We start from the raw sequence: 17,462 nt of genomic DNA, 5'->3' as shown, positions 1-17,462 counted from the left end.
TGAAATAGAAATTTTGTGTTTTTTCATAGTTTTCCTTTTATAAATTTGAAATAAGAATAGAATTTTTAAAACAAAATTCTTAACCGATTATTATTAATATCTAAACTTTAGCAATAAAAAAATCAAACACCAACCCATCTCAAGCGAATGAAATGAGTCGGGGATTTCAGGGAATAGGTTAAGTTTAAAGATAAGATAAATAAAAGAGATCTCTCGACTGCGCTCGAGATGGGTTAGCTTTTTATTTACGTTAATTTCTAAAGAATAGATTTTAATTATATTTATAATAAAATTTGTTTGGTTATAGATAAGTTAATATTTTTATTTTAATAGATTATTTCAAATTGATTTAGTTTGGACTAAATTTTTAACTGGCAGGAATAAACATTTAAACTTTAGCCAAAATCAAATAAACCAAAAATCCATCTCGACTCAGCGAAACGAGTGGAGAAATCTAATGGAATAGGTTAAATTTAAAGATAAAAAAAACTAAATAGAATTATCAACCAATCATTAAAATCTAAACTTTAGCCATAAATAAAATCAAACAATCACCCATCTCGAGCGAATGAAATGAGTCGAGAGATCTCAAGGAAAAAATAAATACCAGAGTTATCTAGTTCTAACTCTGGTATTATTACAAATTTATGTGGTCAGCTAATTAGTGACCTTGCTTTATATATTTTAATTACTAGTCAACAGCAACCATAACGTTGCTTGCTTTAATTACTGCATAAGCCTCTTTGCCTTTTTCAAGACCAAGTTCTTTGATGGCGTTATTTGTAATAGATGAGGTAATGATTGTTCCGTTTCCGATATCGATTTTTACAATTCCGTTAACTGCACCTTCAACAATTTCTACTACTTTTCCTTTAATTGTATTTCTAGCTGAAATTTTCATGATTTCCTCCTTAAATTTTTGTTTTCCAATTTATTATACCCCGAATTTCTAATATAAAACCTTCTTCAAAACTTAGTCAAGGTCTAATATTTATTATAGAAAGAAAAATTTAAAATAAAAAGTTATACTCCTAGATTTATAAAAGAAAAAATAAATACCAGAGCTATTTAGTTATAACTCTGGTATTAGATTAAATTTTATATTTTCAGCTTAAAGTTTCTGTTTTTATATTTATCCCTTTAACCCATCTGCTTGTCTTTGCATATTTTCTACAACCACATCAAAAATATCTCCGATTGATTGGGCATATTCTAATATTTCCCAAGGTTTATTTGTGTGGAAGTGGATTTTTATTAAATCTTCATCTCCTACTGCAAGTAGGCTATCTCCTTCGAAATTTTCTGTAATATGATCGAAAATTTCGTCTTCGTCTAAATCTTCTCCTGCTATTAATAGCTGGGTATCAAATTTGAATTCTATTTTTTCTGCCATTTTTTTCTCCTAACTATTTTTCAATAAATTTCTTTTTAATTCTTCTTCAAGACGACCAAGTTCGTTTTTGGCATCTTCTCTGTTTTTCTTTCCTTCGATTTGAATTGTTCTTACTTCATCGATCGCCTCGATTAGTCTGTCGTTTGTATATTTTATTGTATCAAGATCTATTATACCGCGTTCGGTTGCTCTTGCTGTGTCGATTGTATTTTGTTTTAATTTGTCGGCGTTTGATTTTAACAAATCATTGGTAAGATTTGTTACAGCTTCTTGGGCTCTTATGGCTTGTTCAGTGTGGCTCATGCCAAGGGCTAGGACCATTTGATTTTTCCAAAGAGGAATTGTATTTACAATTGTTGTTTGGATTTTTTCTGCCATAATTGAGTTTGATGATTGAACCATCCTAATTTGTGGTGCCATTTGCATTGAAACCATTCTGGTTAAATCTAAATCGTGCAATTTTTTCTCAAATCTGTTGGCTTGGGCTTTCATATCATTTGCTTTTTGGGCATCCATTGGAAGGTTTGATATTTTTGCTTTATTTTCAAGAGCCGGTATATCTTCCTCAAAAGTTCTTTTGAGCTTTCTATTTCCTGCCTCTATATACATAGAAAGTTCCTTGTAATAATCCTCGTTTAATTCGTACATTTGATCAAGCAAAGAAATATCTTTTAATAGGGTTATTTGATGGTTGTCCAAGGCTTTGGCGATTTCGTCTATGTTTTTTTCGGTTGATTGGTATTTTAATTTCATATTTTCAAGCTTTGATTTTTGCTTTTTAAAAAATCCAAACATGCCGCTATCGTCTTGGTCCATTGTTTTTATTTCTGAAACAACCTTATCCAAAAGCCCTCCGACTTCTCCAAGATCCTTGTTTTTTACAGTATTCAAAGTTTTTTCTGAGAAATTTGAAATCTTTTTTTGAGCTCCGACTCCATATTGGAGAATTATATTTGAATCTTCTAGGTCAATTTTTTGTGAGAAATCGTCGATTTGCTTTTCCTCTTCTGGAGAAAATTTTATTGATTGGTCGATTTGAATTTTTTCCTTGTATTGGACAGGTTTTAATTCTACCTCTTCGTTTTCTCCATCTAATCTTAATTTAATATCACTCATTTTTGCTCCAATCTTTTTCTAGATAGCCTTCTTGGTTTAATAAAATTTTCATTGTTTCTATATCAGTTTTTATATCCATTGTCCTATCTTCCATTAGTTCCAATTGAATTTTTCCAAAAGCCTCGTTGATTGTTTCTATGGAAGATTCAATTTCAAAAAGAGAATTTTTAATTTTTGGATCGTTTGAATTCATAATTTCATATTCTGTGTAGGCATCGATTAATTTTACGGTTGTAGGCAAATAATAATCCATAAACTTATCCAAAGCATAGGCTTTTTGTGGATATCTTTTTATAATATTTACAATATTTTCTATGGTTTTTTTAATCTCTATTACTTTTTCAAGAAAAGACCTAGATTTAATCCTTGAAATATCAAGATTTATGGAATTTATTTCCTTGCTTGAAATTTTTATTATATTTTCAGCCTTTTCAATATTTACATCCTTGTGGGCATCTTTTTCTATTTGTTTTTTTTCTTCATAAGACAAATTTGGCATTTGATTTTTTTGGTCCTTGTATAATTTGAAAGTTGGAATATCTAACAAGAACAATGAATCATTTTCTACAATTCTTGCTTGCTTAAAATATCCCTTATCCATCATATACATTAGCTCTTTTATTGTATCTTCTTCAGATTTTTGAACAGATGATGCCAAATCTCTTATTGGAATTACAGTATTATGACCAAGCTCTCTTAAAAATCTTGTGTAATCTTTAGAAATCATATCCAATTGTTGAGATTTTTTTAAAGTAAAAAATCCGGTCACCGAAAATAAAGTTGTAAACAATAAATTTTCAAAAAAATCATAGGCAAATCCATCAGCAAATAAAACTATTAGCATAGAAAATGCAATAATAAAAGAAATTACCATAGCTGTTTTAAATAAACCTGCCTTAGTTTTTTCAGGAAGTTTTTGGGCACAAACCTGAGGGTTTTTTGTTTGGATTGCAGGTTTTTTTACTGGATTTCCATTTATAAAATCCATGGTTTTATCAATAAATACATCAAGACTGGCTTTTACCTTATTACTTATATCAGAAAAATCCATGTCAGAAATAGCCTTATTTAGACTATTTTCCAAAGATTTTTCATTTTCTTTATCAAAATTTGTCATATTCACTCCTTAGTAAAATTATACCCGAAAGATTTAAATTATAAAAACTATCTTAATATTTATTTAATATACAATAATAAAAATTAAATAAATTAATACTAAAATTATAATATTTAAGAATCCAAATCTATAATTTTATCAAAATAATTTTCATTTTCCCTTATTTTTTCTCTATTTCCAAAAACTGTAAGATTGTTTTTGTCCAAAATATTTTTGTAATCATCTTTCAAATCAATTATATCATCTAAGCTGGCATTTTTTATATCAAGAAGTTTTTCTTCAAGCTCTTTATAAGAAAATCCTTGCAAATATCTTAAAAAATCCAAAGAAGCCTTGGCTTGAAGAGATTGAGGTTTTAAATATGAACCCATTTTTGAAATTTTTTGGTTTTTCAAATCATTTGAATCAAGTTTCAAATTTTCCAAAATCTTAGGGATTTTTTTATAACTTTCCACAGTTTTTTTTATGTGAGGGTCCCTGTAAGAATATGTTCCAATATTTCCATACTTATCAACCATAAGACCTGCCCCATAAGCTCCACCTTTTGCACGAATTAAATCGTGAAGGTAGGGATTTGAAATAATAGATGAAGAAAGGACAAATAGATTTAATTTTTTATCGGAAAATTCTTTTAAATCTCCACCCACAGACACATAATTTACATTTGCATCAGATAAAATTCCTTCCTTATAATAAGACTTTTGAAAATCAATTTGAGCTTTTTCTTTTTCTATTTTTTCAAGGTCTGAAAATTCTTTCTTTATATAAGCCTTAACTTTTTTATAATCTTCATTTGATCCTGTAATATTTATATAAAGATTTTTTGAAAAAATTTCTTTATAAAGACTTTCTAATTTCTCCATAAAACTATTGAAATCTTCTTCTACATCCCTTGCGATTTTCTTTATAAATTCATGATATCCAAAGCCATTTAGCTCGTCTTTGATGTATGAAAGTTTATCAAAATGTGAAAAAGAACGAGTAAGGGCAAGGCTATGACCAGAATCATACATATTCATTTCAAACAAGGCCTTAATTTGTTTTAAAATATCCTTAATTCTTTTTTCATCATTAAAAACAGATTCATTCATAATCTCTTTTATAAGAAGTAGGGATTTTTCGTACCTATCAAGGGTGGTTTTAAAGGAAATTTTAATAAAATTATTAATTTCCCCGTCCTTATTTTTTATATTTTGAATGGTGAAATTAAGTCCTGCCATATTTATAGGAATTAAATCATCCAATTTTTGGTAGGAATGGATTTTTGTATCAATTGATCCCAAAAAATCTGAAATTAGGCAAAGGTATTTGAGATTTTCAAGGCCCATGTGATTTACGTCAAAGAAAAATTCATTGTAAATCATCCCTGCGCTATCAAGCTTGTGGTAGATAAATTTGAAATCATCATCCTCGATTTTTCTTGGAACTTTCTCGATATCAAGGTCTACATCGCTAATTTCAAGAGTTGGAATTGTGGCCTTATCTTCTTTTGAATCTTCTTTTTCTTGGAAGGCTTTTAAATTTTCTTCCTTTTTCTTTAATTCTTCGATTTGATCATTTGACAATGATTTTTTCAAATTTTCTAAATCCTCATCGATTTTTTCTTCAATATTTTTAAAATAATCCTTATCTGGCTTTGCCACAAGAACTAGTTTAGTCTTGTTATTAATAAAATATTTCCTAACTTGTTTTTCAAAATAATCACTTTCAATCAAATCTCCCAATTCGTTTATATAGTCAATCAAATTTAGGCTATCAAAAATTTCATTGTCCAAATTGTGCATGAGTATATATTCAATTCCTTTTGAGGCTGAATTTATTTGATCTCTTTGGGAAAAATCAAAAAGGGCGTGGGCAGCTCTTAGGGAATCTTTTGGAATATGGTTTGCGTATTTTTCAAGCTCTTCTTCAATTATTTCAATAAATTTATCTAAGTTTTCAAAAGATGTTCCTTGGGCTGTAATTTGAATTGAAGATCTTTCGCCGTAGCCAGTCCTTGCATAAAAACTTTCAGGAGAAATTTCCTTGTAAATTCTTTGGGAAATTTCAGATGAATCCGAATTAAAAAGGGCAATTGATAAGATTGCATTTGCCAGTTGTTCTTTTATATCTGCTCTTTTATTTGTCAAAAATGAATAGGTGAGATAAGATTTATTTTTATCCTCATTGTTTGATTGGAAAGATGTAAAAATTGGTTTATCATAATAATTTTCACTAACCTTACAATCAGCTACAATTTCTTTTTTCTCATAATGGGATAAGTATTCTTCATCAAGATTTTCTAAATATTTCCCAATCTCCATATCCCCATAATAAAAAATTTCTGCATTTGATGGGTGGTAAAATCTTTTATAAAAATCCAAAAATTCTTCGTATGATAATTTTGAAATATCGTAGGGATTTCCACCTGAGACATATTGGTAGCAGGAGTTTTTGTAAAGATATTTATTTATTTCATTTATAATAATAGTATCAGGATTTGTAGTTGCTCCCTTCATTTCATTGTAAACAACTCCAGATACAGAAAATTTTCCATTTTCATCAATTTTTATAGACTTTCCTTCTTGTAAGAAAATTTCTTCCTTATTTAAAACTCTTGGATTAAAAACAGCATCCAAATAAACATCTTGAAGGTTAAAAAAGTCCTTGTCATTTTCGCTTGCTACTGGATAAACAGTTTTATCAGGATAGGTCATTGCATTTAAAAAAGTTTGAAGACTTGAGGAAATCATATCCATAAAAGGTTCTTTGGTCCTATATTTTTTTGAACCATTTAAAACAGAATGTTCCAAAATATGGGAAATTCCCTTGGAAGATTCTGGGGGAGTTTTAAAAGCAATTGCAAAAGTTTTATTTTTGTCATCAGTTTTTATATAATTAATTCTTGCTCCAGATTTTTTGTGCTCATACAAAAAAACATCAAGACCAAGATTTTCATATTTTTTATTTTTTATTAAAATATATTTTTCCATCAATAAATCCTTTCATTATATTTATTAATACAACTATACTCTTAAACAAATTTTATCTCATTAATAGAAAAATCAATTAAAAAATTATTTAAAAATTTTCAAAAAATAGTGTAGAATTAGAATAGGTTTATAAAATAAATCAATTTAATTAAGGAGGGAAGTAAATGATAGGTATTATACTGGCAAGTCACGGCGAATTTGCTCAAGGTATAAGACAATCTGGTGAAATGATTTTTGGAGAACAAGAAAAACTTGAAACAGCAGTTCTCTTACCTTCAATGGGTCCTGATGATTTAAGGGCAGAACTTGAAGAAAAAATCAAAAAACTTGATTGTGAAGAAATACTTTTCTTGGTTGACCTTTGGGGCGGAACACCTTTTAATCAAGTTTCAGCTCTTATGGATGGAAACGAAGAAAAGTGGGCAGTTCTTACCGGACTAAATTTACCCATGCTAATTGAGGCACTTGGCTCAAGATTAATGGAAGAAAAATCACATGATCTTGCAAAATTATTATTAGAGCCTGCCAAAGAAGGAGTAAAAACTAAACCAGAATCCTTGATGGACGACTACAATAAGTCTAATGCAAAAGATGAAGCAAAAGAAAATCTTCCAAAACACACTGGATCAATTCCAGAAGGAACTGTAATTGGAGATGGAAAAATTGATGTTGTTCTTGCAAGGATTGATACAAGATTACTTCATGGACAAGTTGCAACAAGTTGGACAAAAGCAACAAATCCATCAAGAATTATTGTTGTAAGTGACAATGTAAGTGAGGATGCTTTGCGTAAGTCAATGATAATGGAGGCTGCACCTCCTGGAGTAAGGGCTCACGTTGTGCCAATATGGAAAATGGCAGAGATTTTCAAAGATCCACGTTTTGGAGACACAAGGGCAATGTTATTATTTGAAACACCAGAAGATGCTCTTGAGCTTATCGAAAAAGGTGCAGATTTAAAAGAAATAAATCTTGGATCTATGGCTCACTCACAAGGAAAGGCCTATGTAACTTCTACGGTTTCAATGGGCAAGGAAGATGTTGAAACTTTTGAAAAATTACTCGATAAGGGAATAAAAATCGACGTAAGAAAAGTTCCAGCAAATCAGCCTGAAAATTTTACAAATATTATGAAAAAAGCAAAATCAGAACTTGGTTTGGCTTAAGGAGGAATTATGTCAGCAATTAGTATTATTTTAATTGTTATAGTTGCTCTACTTGCAGGTATGGAAGGAATCCTAGACCAATTCCAATTTCACCAACCAATCGTTGCTTGTACTTTGATTGGACTTGTAAGTGGACATTTAAAAGAAGGAATTATGCTTGGTGGTGCTCTTCAAATGATTGCTCTTGGTTGGGCAAATGTTGGAGCAGCAGTAGCTCCAGATGCGGCTTTGGCATCAGTAGCAAGTGCTATAATTATGGTTTTAGCTCTACAAGATGGAACAGGAAATGTAAATAACGCAATCAACACATCAATTGCAGTTGCAATTCCACTTTCAGTAGCTGGTCTATTTTTAACAATGATAGCAAGAACTTTATCAATTCCTATAGTTCATGGAATGGATGCAGCAGCTGAAGAAGGAAATTTCAGAAAAATTGAAGTTCTTCATATACTTGCAGTTTTGATGCAAGGACTTAGGATAGCAGTTCCTGCAGCAGCACTTTGTTTTGTTTCACCAAAAGTTGTAACAGGCGTTTTAAATTCTATGCCAGATTGGTTAACTCATGGTATGGAAGTAGGTGGAGGAATGGTTGCAGCAGTAGGTTATGCAATGGTAATTAATATGATGAGTACAAAAGAAACATGGCCATTTTTTGCAATTGGTTTTGCAGTTGCAGCAATCCCACAACTAACTCTAATCGGACTTGGTGTAGTAGGATTTTCACTTGCACTTATCTATTTAAAACTTAAAGAATCATCTTCATCAAATGGATCAAATAATACTGGAGATCCACTTGGCGATATTATAAATGATTATTAGGAGGAAATATGACTGAAGTAAATGAAAAAAGAATAGAATTATCAAGATCTGATAGGATAAAAGTATTTAATCGTCATCAACTCCTACAAGGTTCTTGGAATTATGAACGTATGCAAAATGGTGGTTGGTGTTATTCAATAATTCCTGCTATCAAAAAATTATACAAATCAGAAGAAGACAGAAAAGCTGCTTTAAGAAGACACTTGGAGTTTTATAATACTCACCCATATCTTTCAAGCCCAGTAATGGGAGTTACTCTTGCTATGGAAGAAGAAAAAGCAAATGGAGCTCCTATTGAAGATAAAACAATAAACTCTGTTAAGGTAGGAATGATGGGACCTTTGGCAGGTGTTGGTGATCCAGTTTTCTGGTTTACAGCAAGACCAATACTTGGAGCTCTTGGTGCATCAATGGCTTTAACAGGAAATATTATTGGACCAATTTTATTTTTTGTATTTTGGAATATTATAAGAATGTTATTTGAGTGGAAAACTCAAGAATTTGGTTACAAAGTAGGAAATGAAATTACAAAAGATTTATCTGGTGGACTTTTAGGAAAAGTAAACTTGGTTGCATCAATTGTTGGTATGTTTATAGTTGGAGCTTTGGTACAAAGATGGGTAAATGTAACATTTACTGTAAACGTATCAGAAGTAACTCAACAAGCAGGATCTTTTATTGATTGGAATTCTTTATCAAGCGGAAGCAAGGGACTTCAAGAAGCCTTCAAACTTTATGATCAATTAGGATCAGCAGGACTTGATCAAGTAAAAGTTACAACACTTCAAGATAACTTAAACCAATTAATACCAGGACTTGTTCCAATGCTACTTACACTTGGAATTTGTAAATTACTAAAGAAAAATGTATCACCAATCGCTATAATCGTAGCCCTATTTGTAATAGGAATAATTGCATCTGTACTTGGAATTATGTAATGGTTCAAAGCCAAAACAAAAAAGTAGACTTATCCATTAAAGCTAGATGCCTTAATGGATTTACCTCAGATGGAAATATAATGATAGGCGATGAGGCCTTTGAATTTTATAATGAAAAAAATATTGATGACTACGTACAAATTCCCTACAAGGAAATTTCTTTTGTGAGTGCGTCAGTTTTATTTGGCAAAAAAATAAATAGATTTGCAATTCATACAAAAGAAAGTGGCAATTTTATTTTTACAACAAAGGATAATAAAAAAACTTTGAGAGCTTTAAATAATTATATTGATTCAAATAAATTGAGAAGGTCTTTATCATTTTTTGAGGTAATAAAAAGAGGTATTAAAAATTTAATTAAAAAATAGGCTTGGATTTTTTCCAAGTCTTTTTTATTATAATTTGATATTTTAATAATAAGTTTACCTTTGTATTTAACAATGAAAATATTTGCAAAAATAAATTATTTAATTTTGATAAAAAATTTTTAGTTAATTTAATAAAATGGGTATATAAATATACATAGAATGAAAAAATGTTTTCATCGACAAAACGGAGGTTATTTTATTATGAAAGATTATAAAACAAACAAATTGAGGAACTTAGCTTTAGTAGGGCATTCAGGAGCAGGAAAAACTTCCTTGACTGAATCTTTACTATATTTTACCAAGGCTATTGATAGGGTTGGAAAAGTAGCAGATGGAAATACCGTATCTGACTATGAAAAACAAGAAATTAAAAGAAAAATTTCTATCCAAACTTCAATAGTTCCTGTTGAATATAATGACTACAAGGTAAACTTTATCGATGCTCCTGGATTTTTTGACTTTGAAGGAGAGGTATTAAATGCCCTTAGAGCAAGTGAGTCAGCTTTGTTTGTAATTGATGGAGAAAATGGAATCGAAGTAGGAACTGAAAAATATTGGAAATATACTGAAAATATTTCTTTGCCTAGAATTATTTTTGTTAATAAATTAGACAAAGAAAATGCTAAATTCAACCAAGTAGTTAGTGACCTACACATAGATTTCTCCAAAAAAATAATCCCACTAACCTTAACCCTTGGTGAAGGGGAAAACTTTGAAGGTTTGATCGATGTTATAGATAAAAAAGCTTTTAAATATGTTGACGGTAAAGCCGAAGAGGTCGAAATACCTGAAATTAGACTTGAAGAAGTAAATGCGGTTTATGAGGAAATCCAAGAAGTTGTTGCTGAAAGTGATGATGAACTTATGGATAAATATTTCTCTGGTGAAAGTTTCACTGAAGAGGAATTTAAAGAAGGATTTAGAAAGGCTATTATTAATGGTAGCGCTGTTCCTCTTGTTGCTGGTAGTTTGGATAAAAAAATTGGACTTGACTTATTGATGGATATTATCACAAAATATATGCCATCTCCAGACCATGCAGAAGCTAATATTGGTTTTAGGGTTAAAGATGAGTATGAATCTTTCGAAGTAAGCGAAGATGCACCTTTTTCTGCTGTAGTTTTTAAAACAATCGCTGATCCATTTTTGGGTAAAATTTCAATTTTTAAGGTTTTATCTGGATCTATTAAGAAAGATCAAACTTTCTATGATATAAGTAAGGACAAGGAATTTAAGGCTTCAAATATTTTCTACTTAAGAGGAAAAGACCAATTTAAAACAGAAAGAATCGTTGCTGGAGATATTGGAGCATTTTCTAAACAAGAAAGTCTTCAAACTGGAGATTCTTTGTGCACAAAAGACAATCCTATTGAATACAAGAAAATTAAATATCCAAAACCTGTTTTATATTATGCAATTGAAGCTGAAAGTAAAAATGATGAGGATAAAATCTCAGCTGCTTTGAAGAAATTATCTGAAGAAGATCCTACTTTTGAGGATAGAAGAGATGCTGAAACTCACCAAGAAGTTTTGGCAGGACTTGGCAATGTTCAACTTGAAGTTTTGATGGATAAATTAAAAGAAAATTATTCTGTTAATACAAAAGTTGTTGACCTAAAAATTCCTTACAGAGAAACCATTAAGGGTAAATCTGATGTTCAAGGTAAACACAAAAAACAATCTGGTGGTGCGGGTCAATATGGTGACGTATTTATTAGATTTGAACCTTGTGATGAAGAATTTGTTTTTGATGAAGAGGTATTTGGTGGAGCAGTTCCTAAAAACTACTTCCCAGCTGTAGAAAAGGGCTTAAGAGATTCAATGGATGAAGGTCCTCTTGCAGGATACAAGGTTGTTGGAATAAAGGCTACTTTATACGATGGATCTTATCACCCAGTAGATTCAAACGAACAAGCCTTCAAATCTGCTGCAAGACTTGCTTTCAAAAAAGGAATTGTTGAAGCAAAACCAATCCTTCTTGAACCTATAATGAAACTTGAAATTAGGGTTGATGAAAAATACATGGGCGATGTTATGGGAGATATGAACAAAAGACGTGGAAAAATTTTGGGCATGGAACCACAAGAAGATGGCTCACAAATAATTTCAGCACTCGCTCCAGAAAGTGAAGTTTTAACATATTCAATAGATTTGAGATCAATGACACAGGCTCGTGGATCTTTCTCAATGGAATTTGAAAAATATGAAGAAGTTCCAAAGGATTTAACTGAAAAGATAGTTGAGGCTAATAAGAAAGAATAAAATTTGTAGTAAAAATTATATAGAAAAGGGGCAAATAATGAAAGATTGGAAGATTTTGGAAATTGATCCTTGGATTAAGGATTATAAAAATGATATAAATCTTAGGATGGATGAATATAAAAAACAAAAGGCTAGACTTTTGAAAAAAGGCGAAAAGTTAAAAGATTTTGCCAATGCCCACGAGTATTATGGCTTTCACAAGGTGAAAACTGGCTGGATTTATAGGGAATGGGCCCCAAATGCTAAGGGACTTTACCTAATTGGAGATTTTAATAATTGGGATAGACATGCTCATCCCCTCAAAAAAATCAACGATGAGGATTGGGAAATTTTTATAAAGGGTATTAGGACCATTCCTCACAAATCAAGACTAAAAGTTATGGTTGATTATGGCGATAGTTTCCAAGATAGGATTCCTCTTTTTGCAAGAAGCGTAAAAAGAGATGAGAATCTCGATTTTTCTGCAATCTTAGAAAATCCTAGGAAAAAATTTAAGTGGACTGACGAAAAATTTAAAATTAAAAACCAAGATCTTCTAATCTATGAGGCCCATATTGGTATGGCTGGAGAAAAAGAAGAGGTTGGATCTTATAAAGATTTTGAAAAAAATATACTTCCAAGAATTAAAAAGGAAGGATACAACACAATCCAACTTATGGCTATAGCTGAACATCCATATTATGGATCTTTTGGCTACCAAGTTTCAAATTTCTTTGCTCCATCTTCTTGGTATGGAGAAAATGATGATTTAAAATCCTTGATAAACAAGGCTCACGAAATGGGTCTAAATGTAATAATGGATTTGGTTCATTCTCACTCAGTTAAAAATACAATTGAGGGAATAAATCTTTTTGATGGGACAGAGTACCAATTTTTCCATGAAGGAGATGAGGGAAACCATCCTGATTGGGATTCAAAACTCTTTGATTATCACAAACCTGGAGTATGCCATTTTCTTCTTTCAAATATAAAATATTGGCTAGAAGAATACCACTTTGATGGTTTTAGATTTGATGGGGTAACTTCTATGATTTATAAAAATCATGGAAGAGGCGAGAATTTTGACAATTATTCAAAATACTTTTCTATGAATACAGATATTGAAGCTATAAACTACCTTCAACTTGCCAATGAACTTATTAGGGAAGTTAAGAAAAATGCCATAACCATAGCTGAAGATATGTCGGCTATGCCTGGAATGTGTCTTCCAATAAAATATGGTGGAATTGGTTTTGATTATAGACTTGCTATGGGTATGCCAGATTTTTGGGAAAAAGCTCTAGAAAAACGTGACGAAGATTGGGACATGGGAAGAATGTGGTATGAACTTTCAACCTACAGGCCAGAAGAAAAAAGAATTTCTTATGTAGAAAGTCACGACCAAGCCCTAGTTGGGTCAAAAACTACAATTTTTAGATTAGCAGATTCTGCCATGTATTGGGATATGGAAAAGAAAACCCATAATATTGTAATTGATAGGGCTATTGCCCTTCACAAAATGATTAGGTGGATTACAATTTCTATGGGAGCTGAAGGATATTTGAATTTTATGGGCAATGAATTTGGTCATCCTGAATGGATAGATTTTCCTCGTGAAGGAAACAATTATTCTTTCCATTATGCAAGACGTTTGTGGTCTTTGGCAGATAATGACCTATTAAAATATGATTGGCTCTTAAAATGGGATGGAAAAATGCTTGATCAAATTATGGAAAACAAGCAATTAGGAAATGATATTTTTAGGCTCTGGCTTGATAATGACAGAAAAGTTATAGCCTACAGAAATAAGGATATAGTTTATATTTTCAACTTCCACCCACAAAATTCCTACGATTCTTTCCAAGTACCAATCCACGATAAGGGAAAATTTAAGGTGATTCTTGATACAGATGATGAAGAATTTGGTGGACTTGGTAGGATTTCGAAAGATTTTATTTATGAATCCAAAAATTTAGAAAATACTGACTACGATGGAATTGAAATTTATATCCCATCAAGAACAGCCCTTGCATTAAAGAAGGTAGATTAATGAGAATACTTGCTCTTGGAGATTCCTTTACCCAAGGTTATTTTGTAGAATGCAATAATTACACCCGCTTTTTAACTAAGGCGGGTTTTGAAGTTATAAATTTTGGCATAAATGGATCTACAACAGATGATATGGTTAGAAGGTATGAAAAAAATAAAAATAAATATGTAGGTATTGATTATTTAATAATTTTTGGTGGGTCAAATGACTTTTTAAATGGAGTAAGCGTCAATCTTGCATATTCAAATGTCAAAAGTATACTAGATTTATCGGCTGCAAGAAAAAATATCATAATTATTCCACCCCTAATTGAGGAGGAAGAGGCCTATCCAATCTATGGATACGTTAATGAAAAAATAAATGATTTTGCCCAAAAACTTTTGAAATTAGATTCTTTGATAGTTGACGGAAGAAAAATAAAACCATCCTACCTAGATGGTCTTCATATGGGCGAAATTTTTCACAAAAAGCTTGCCGATGAAATTATAAAAATTATAAAGGATGATTAGATGAACGAGTTAGAAGATATAGAAAAAATTGATAAAATGGTCGCAAAAAGCTCCTTTTTACCTGATTTTATGCGAAATAAACTTGCTATAAATATAATTTCTGTTTTAATTGTCTTGGTTTTATGCTTTGTTAGCCTTAAATTAGTTCATAAGATAATAAGGAAATTTTTAAATAGTAACAAAAATAAATTAAAGAGAAATCCAGCTAAATTAGAAACCCTATCAAGAATTTTTTATTCTGTAATAAGGATAATAATAATCTTTATTGCTATAACTATGATTTTGGATATATTTGGAATAAACACATCAAGCCTAATTGCAACAGCTGGAATAGGTGGTATCGCCATAGCTCTTGGTGCCCAAACTTTGATAGCGGATTTTGTAAAAGGGGTTTTAATAATTTTTGACGATAAACTAAGAGTTGGAGAATGGGTTGCTTGTTCGGGAGTTGAAGGAACTGTAGAAGAAGTAAACCTCAGAATTACAAAAATTAGAGATTACAACGGATCTCTTCACATAATTCCAAACTCAAACATAACAAATGTTCAAAACTATAACAGGGGAGCCCAAAAAAGCGAGGCATATTTTTGCGTATCAAACGATACAAAACTAGAAGATGTAAAAGAAATGATTGAGGCAGTGTCCCAAAAAATAAAAAGTATGCCAAAATATAAAAAAGCCTTCATAGAAGACTTAAGTTTTTTTGAAATAACAGAATTCAAAGACTTCTCCTACAAGGTAAGGGTAACATCCTTGGTAAAAATAGGAACTCAGTGGGAGATTTCAAGAAAAGTAAGAGAGCTAATAAAAATTGAAATGGAAAAAAGAAATATAAAAAGCAGTTTATTAGAAGAGGAAATTTATGAAAAAATATAAATTAAACGACATAGTAAGTCTAAAAAAGCCCCATCCATGCGGAGAAAACAAATGGAAGATTGAAAGAATGGGAGCTGACATGAAACTTAGGTGTTTAGGCTGTGATAAATTAGTTTGGCTAAAAAGAACAGACTTTGACAAGAGGGTTAGAAAAATACAAGATAAAAACGGAAAATTTGTATCGATAGTAAATTACAACCCAGAAGACTAGAGGAGAAAAAAGGAATTAATGATAAACGATAAAATAAAGAAAGATTATGAAAAAATATTAAATAAAAATTATCAAGAATATAGAAAAGATTTCGAAAAAATACTCGAAAAAAGAAAAGAATACGGTGCAACCTACAAGGAAGAAGAACTTCCTACCTTGTATGATGCATATTTTTATGACAAAAAAGATTTCAAACTCTACGATGAAATGATAAATATCTTTATGTCTATAGTAGAAAAAGTTACCAGAGAATATGTAGAAAACGAAAATTACAGAAAATTATTTGACCTAGATCCTTTGACAGAAAAATTAATTCTAAAAGATCCAGGCTATGATATCTCAACACCAATAGCAAGATTTGACGTTATGTATGATGGCAAAAAAGACTACAAATTTTGCGAACTAAACACAGACGGTTCATCCGCCATGCTAGAAGATAAGTCTCTAGCAGATTTGATGAAAAATTCAAAAGCCATAAAAAAATTAGAAGAAAAATACCAAATAGACCACATCGATCTTCTAGAAACCCTAGTAGATTCAATAGAAGATTTATATTTTTCAATAAAGGGCAAAAAAGAAAAAATAAACATAGCCATAGTCGACATAATAGAATTTGACAATATAGAATTTGAAACCATAAAAAAACTATTCCAAAAAAGAGGTCACAATTGCAAAATTGCAAATCTAAAAGATTTAGAAAGAAAAAATAATGGCCTATATATAGAAGATATGAAAATAGACCTTGTATACAGAAGACTTGTAACAAGTGATCTAATAGAAAATCAAAACATAGGAAAAAATCTAATAGATTCCTATCTAAACGATGAAATAATAAGCATAGGCTCATTTAGGTCCACACTTTTTTACACAAAAGATATATTTAGAATCCTAAGGCTCGAAGAAAGTCAAAAAATCCTATCAGAAAAAGAAAATGAATTTATAAAAAACCACATACCATACACAGAAAAATTAAATTATCAAAAAGATAAAGAAAAATTAATAGAAAACAAAGACAAATACATCCTAAAACCAATCCAAGGCTATGCCTCACACGGAATATACGTAGGAAAAGAACACACAAAAGAAGAATTTATACAAATATTAGAAGAAATAAAAAATAAAGACTATATATATCAAGAATATTACACAGTAGAACCTATGAAATTTATAAAAATGGAAGAAAAAGAAGCAAAATTAGAAAATTTTTCCTACGTAACAGGCTTATTTGCCTACAATAAAAAATTTATAGCCCCATATATGAGGATAGGAAACGCAGCACTAATAAGCTCAGCAAGAGAATATTACGTAGTAAGTTCCCTAAAAATAAAAGAAAAATAAAAAATAAAAAAATATTTGACAAAATAAAAAAATAATAATATACTAATATAGCTGTTTGAGACAGCTATATTTTTTTAACTCGTTTAAGTCAAAAGAGAAAGAAGATTGAGAAAAAAATTCAAAAAACTTTTCAAAAAAACTTGACAATAAAAATAAACGAGATATAATAAAAAAGTCGACACCAGAAAAGCAGTCGAGAAAAGTAAATAAAAAGAAAAATATTTACAAAAAAACTTGACAAGCGAAAAAAAAGGTGGTAGACTTAAATAGTCAGCAACAACTGACAAAGAACCTTTAAAAACAAATAAATACTACTACAAAGTTAATAACTTTGAGACCAAACGAAAA

At 30.5% G+C, this 17,462-nt stretch carries 15 protein-coding genes; 10 read left to right on the top strand and 5 right to left on the bottom strand.

What is annotated here, in order from left to right:
- Nucleotides 1–691: 691 nt before the first annotated feature.
- From BN3265_RS00095 to BN3265_RS00075, 5 genes are all read right to left on the bottom strand, one after another.
- Nucleotides 692–901 carry a TOBE domain-containing protein gene (locus BN3265_RS00095; protein WP_058989565.1) on the bottom strand — a complete coding sequence of 70 codons (210 nt, stop codon included), beginning with the start codon at nucleotides 899–901 and terminating at the stop codon, nucleotides 692–694.
- A gap of 231 nt (nucleotides 902–1,132) precedes the next feature.
- Nucleotides 1,133–1,393, bottom strand: a complete 261-nt coding sequence (locus BN3265_RS00090) for a hypothetical protein (protein WP_004812605.1) — start codon at nucleotides 1,391–1,393, stop codon at nucleotides 1,133–1,135.
- Nucleotides 1,394–1,402: 9 nt separating this feature from the next.
- The gene (locus tag BN3265_RS00085; RefSeq protein WP_058989564.1) at nucleotides 1,403–2,509 is read right to left on the bottom strand and encodes a toxic anion resistance protein; all 1,107 of its coding nucleotides are present in this window, start codon (nucleotides 2,507–2,509) and stop codon (nucleotides 1,403–1,405) included.
- Entirely contained in the window at nucleotides 2,502–3,626 is a 1,125-nt protein-coding gene (locus BN3265_RS00080) for a 5-bromo-4-chloroindolyl phosphate hydrolysis family protein (protein ID WP_058989563.1), read from the bottom strand. The genes BN3265_RS00085 and BN3265_RS00080 overlap by 8 nt, the downstream gene beginning before the upstream one ends.
- 113 nt (nucleotides 3,627–3,739) lie before the next feature.
- The gene (locus BN3265_RS00075) at nucleotides 3,740–6,598 is read right to left on the bottom strand and encodes an insulinase family protein (protein ID WP_058989562.1); all 2,859 of its coding nucleotides are present in this window, start codon (nucleotides 6,596–6,598) and stop codon (nucleotides 3,740–3,742) included.
- A gap of 164 nt (nucleotides 6,599–6,762) precedes the next feature.
- Between BN3265_RS00075 and BN3265_RS00070 the strand changes: the two genes are divergently transcribed.
- The 10 genes from BN3265_RS00070 to BN3265_RS00025 all read left to right on the top strand — a co-directional run bounded on the left by BN3265_RS00070 (nucleotide 6,763) and on the right by BN3265_RS00025 (nucleotide 17,114).
- Nucleotides 6,763–7,764, top strand: a complete 1,002-nt coding sequence (locus BN3265_RS00070; RefSeq protein ID WP_058989561.1) for a PTS sugar transporter subunit IIB — start codon at nucleotides 6,763–6,765, stop codon at nucleotides 7,762–7,764.
- Nucleotides 7,765–7,773: 9 nt separating this feature from the next.
- Entirely contained in the window at nucleotides 7,774–8,583 is an 810-nt protein-coding gene (locus BN3265_RS00065; protein WP_058989560.1) for a PTS mannose/fructose/sorbose transporter subunit IIC, read from the top strand.
- Between the two features lie 8 nt (nucleotides 8,584–8,591).
- Nucleotides 8,592–9,521: a PTS system mannose/fructose/sorbose family transporter subunit IID gene (locus tag BN3265_RS00060; RefSeq protein ID WP_058989559.1), complete on the top strand. Its 930-nt coding sequence runs from the start codon at nucleotides 8,592–8,594 to the stop codon at nucleotides 9,519–9,521.
- Nucleotides 9,521–9,889, top strand: a complete 369-nt coding sequence (locus tag BN3265_RS00055; protein WP_058989558.1) for a DUF956 family protein — start codon at nucleotides 9,521–9,523, stop codon at nucleotides 9,887–9,889. The genes BN3265_RS00060 and BN3265_RS00055 overlap by 1 nt, the downstream gene beginning before the upstream one ends.
- Before the next feature lie 201 nt (nucleotides 9,890–10,090).
- Nucleotides 10,091–12,151 carry an elongation factor G gene (fusA, locus tag BN3265_RS00050; protein WP_058989557.1) on the top strand — a complete coding sequence of 687 codons (2,061 nt, stop codon included), beginning with the start codon at nucleotides 10,091–10,093 and terminating at the stop codon, nucleotides 12,149–12,151.
- Nucleotides 12,152–12,188: 37 nt separating this feature from the next.
- Nucleotides 12,189–14,180, top strand: coding sequence for an alpha-amylase family glycosyl hydrolase (locus BN3265_RS00045; RefSeq protein WP_058989556.1), 1,992 nt, complete (start codon nucleotides 12,189–12,191; stop codon nucleotides 14,178–14,180).
- Nucleotides 14,180–14,689: an SGNH/GDSL hydrolase family protein gene (locus BN3265_RS00040; RefSeq protein ID WP_058989555.1), complete on the top strand. Its 510-nt coding sequence runs from the start codon at nucleotides 14,180–14,182 to the stop codon at nucleotides 14,687–14,689. The genes BN3265_RS00045 and BN3265_RS00040 overlap by 1 nt, the downstream gene beginning before the upstream one ends.
- Nucleotides 14,690–15,565, top strand: coding sequence for a mechanosensitive ion channel family protein (locus BN3265_RS00035; RefSeq protein WP_058989554.1), 876 nt, complete (start codon nucleotides 14,690–14,692; stop codon nucleotides 15,563–15,565). It begins immediately after the preceding gene.
- Nucleotides 15,552–15,776, top strand: coding sequence for a DUF951 domain-containing protein (locus BN3265_RS00030; RefSeq protein WP_049689943.1), 225 nt, complete (start codon nucleotides 15,552–15,554; stop codon nucleotides 15,774–15,776). The genes BN3265_RS00035 and BN3265_RS00030 overlap by 14 nt, the downstream gene beginning before the upstream one ends.
- 18 nt (nucleotides 15,777–15,794) lie before the next feature.
- Nucleotides 15,795–17,114, top strand: coding sequence for a glutathionylspermidine synthase family protein (locus BN3265_RS00025; protein WP_058989553.1), 1,320 nt, complete (start codon nucleotides 15,795–15,797; stop codon nucleotides 17,112–17,114).
- Nucleotides 17,115–17,462: the final 348 nt, after the last annotated feature.

It is taken from the genome of Anaerococcus rubeinfantis (assembly GCF_001487145.1).
GTDB lineage: Bacteria > Bacillota > Clostridia > Tissierellales > Peptoniphilaceae > Anaerococcus > Anaerococcus rubeinfantis.
This window is presented reverse-complemented; position numbering and strand designations above follow the sequence as displayed.

Bases quoted from the DNA above. Each gene is read 5' to 3' on its own strand.
- BN3265_RS00040 (WP_058989555.1), top strand. From the start codon at position 14,180: ATGAGAATACTTGCTCTTGGAGATTCCTTTACCCAAGGTTATTTTGTA.
- BN3265_RS00095 (WP_058989565.1), bottom strand. From the start codon at position 901: ATGAAAATTTCAGCTAGAAATACAATTAAAGGAAAAGTAGTAGAAATT.
- BN3265_RS00080 (WP_058989563.1), bottom strand. From the start codon at position 3,626: ATGACAAATTTTGATAAAGAAAATGAAAAATCTTTGGAAAATAGTCTA.
- BN3265_RS00030 (WP_049689943.1), top strand. From the start codon at position 15,552: ATGAAAAAATATAAATTAAACGACATAGTAAGTCTAAAAAAGCCCCAT.
- BN3265_RS00060 (WP_058989559.1), top strand. From the start codon at position 8,592: ATGACTGAAGTAAATGAAAAAAGAATAGAATTATCAAGATCTGATAGG.
- BN3265_RS00035 (WP_058989554.1), top strand. From the start codon at position 14,690: ATGAACGAGTTAGAAGATATAGAAAAAATTGATAAAATGGTCGCAAAA.
- BN3265_RS00075 (WP_058989562.1), bottom strand. From the start codon at position 6,598: ATGGAAAAATATATTTTAATAAAAAATAAAAAATATGAAAATCTTGGT.
- BN3265_RS00070 (WP_058989561.1), top strand. From the start codon at position 6,763: ATGATAGGTATTATACTGGCAAGTCACGGCGAATTTGCTCAAGGTATA.
- BN3265_RS00065 (WP_058989560.1), top strand. From the start codon at position 7,774: ATGTCAGCAATTAGTATTATTTTAATTGTTATAGTTGCTCTACTTGCA.
- BN3265_RS00085 (WP_058989564.1), bottom strand. From the start codon at position 2,509: ATGAGTGATATTAAATTAAGATTAGATGGAGAAAACGAAGAGGTAGAA.
- BN3265_RS00090 (WP_004812605.1), bottom strand. From the start codon at position 1,393: ATGGCAGAAAAAATAGAATTCAAATTTGATACCCAGCTATTAATAGCA.
- fusA (WP_058989557.1), top strand. From the start codon at position 10,091: ATGAAAGATTATAAAACAAACAAATTGAGGAACTTAGCTTTAGTAGGG.
- BN3265_RS00045 (WP_058989556.1), top strand. From the start codon at position 12,189: ATGAAAGATTGGAAGATTTTGGAAATTGATCCTTGGATTAAGGATTAT.
- BN3265_RS00055 (WP_058989558.1), top strand. From the start codon at position 9,521: ATGGTTCAAAGCCAAAACAAAAAAGTAGACTTATCCATTAAAGCTAGA.
- BN3265_RS00025 (WP_058989553.1), top strand. From the start codon at position 15,795: ATGATAAACGATAAAATAAAGAAAGATTATGAAAAAATATTAAATAAA.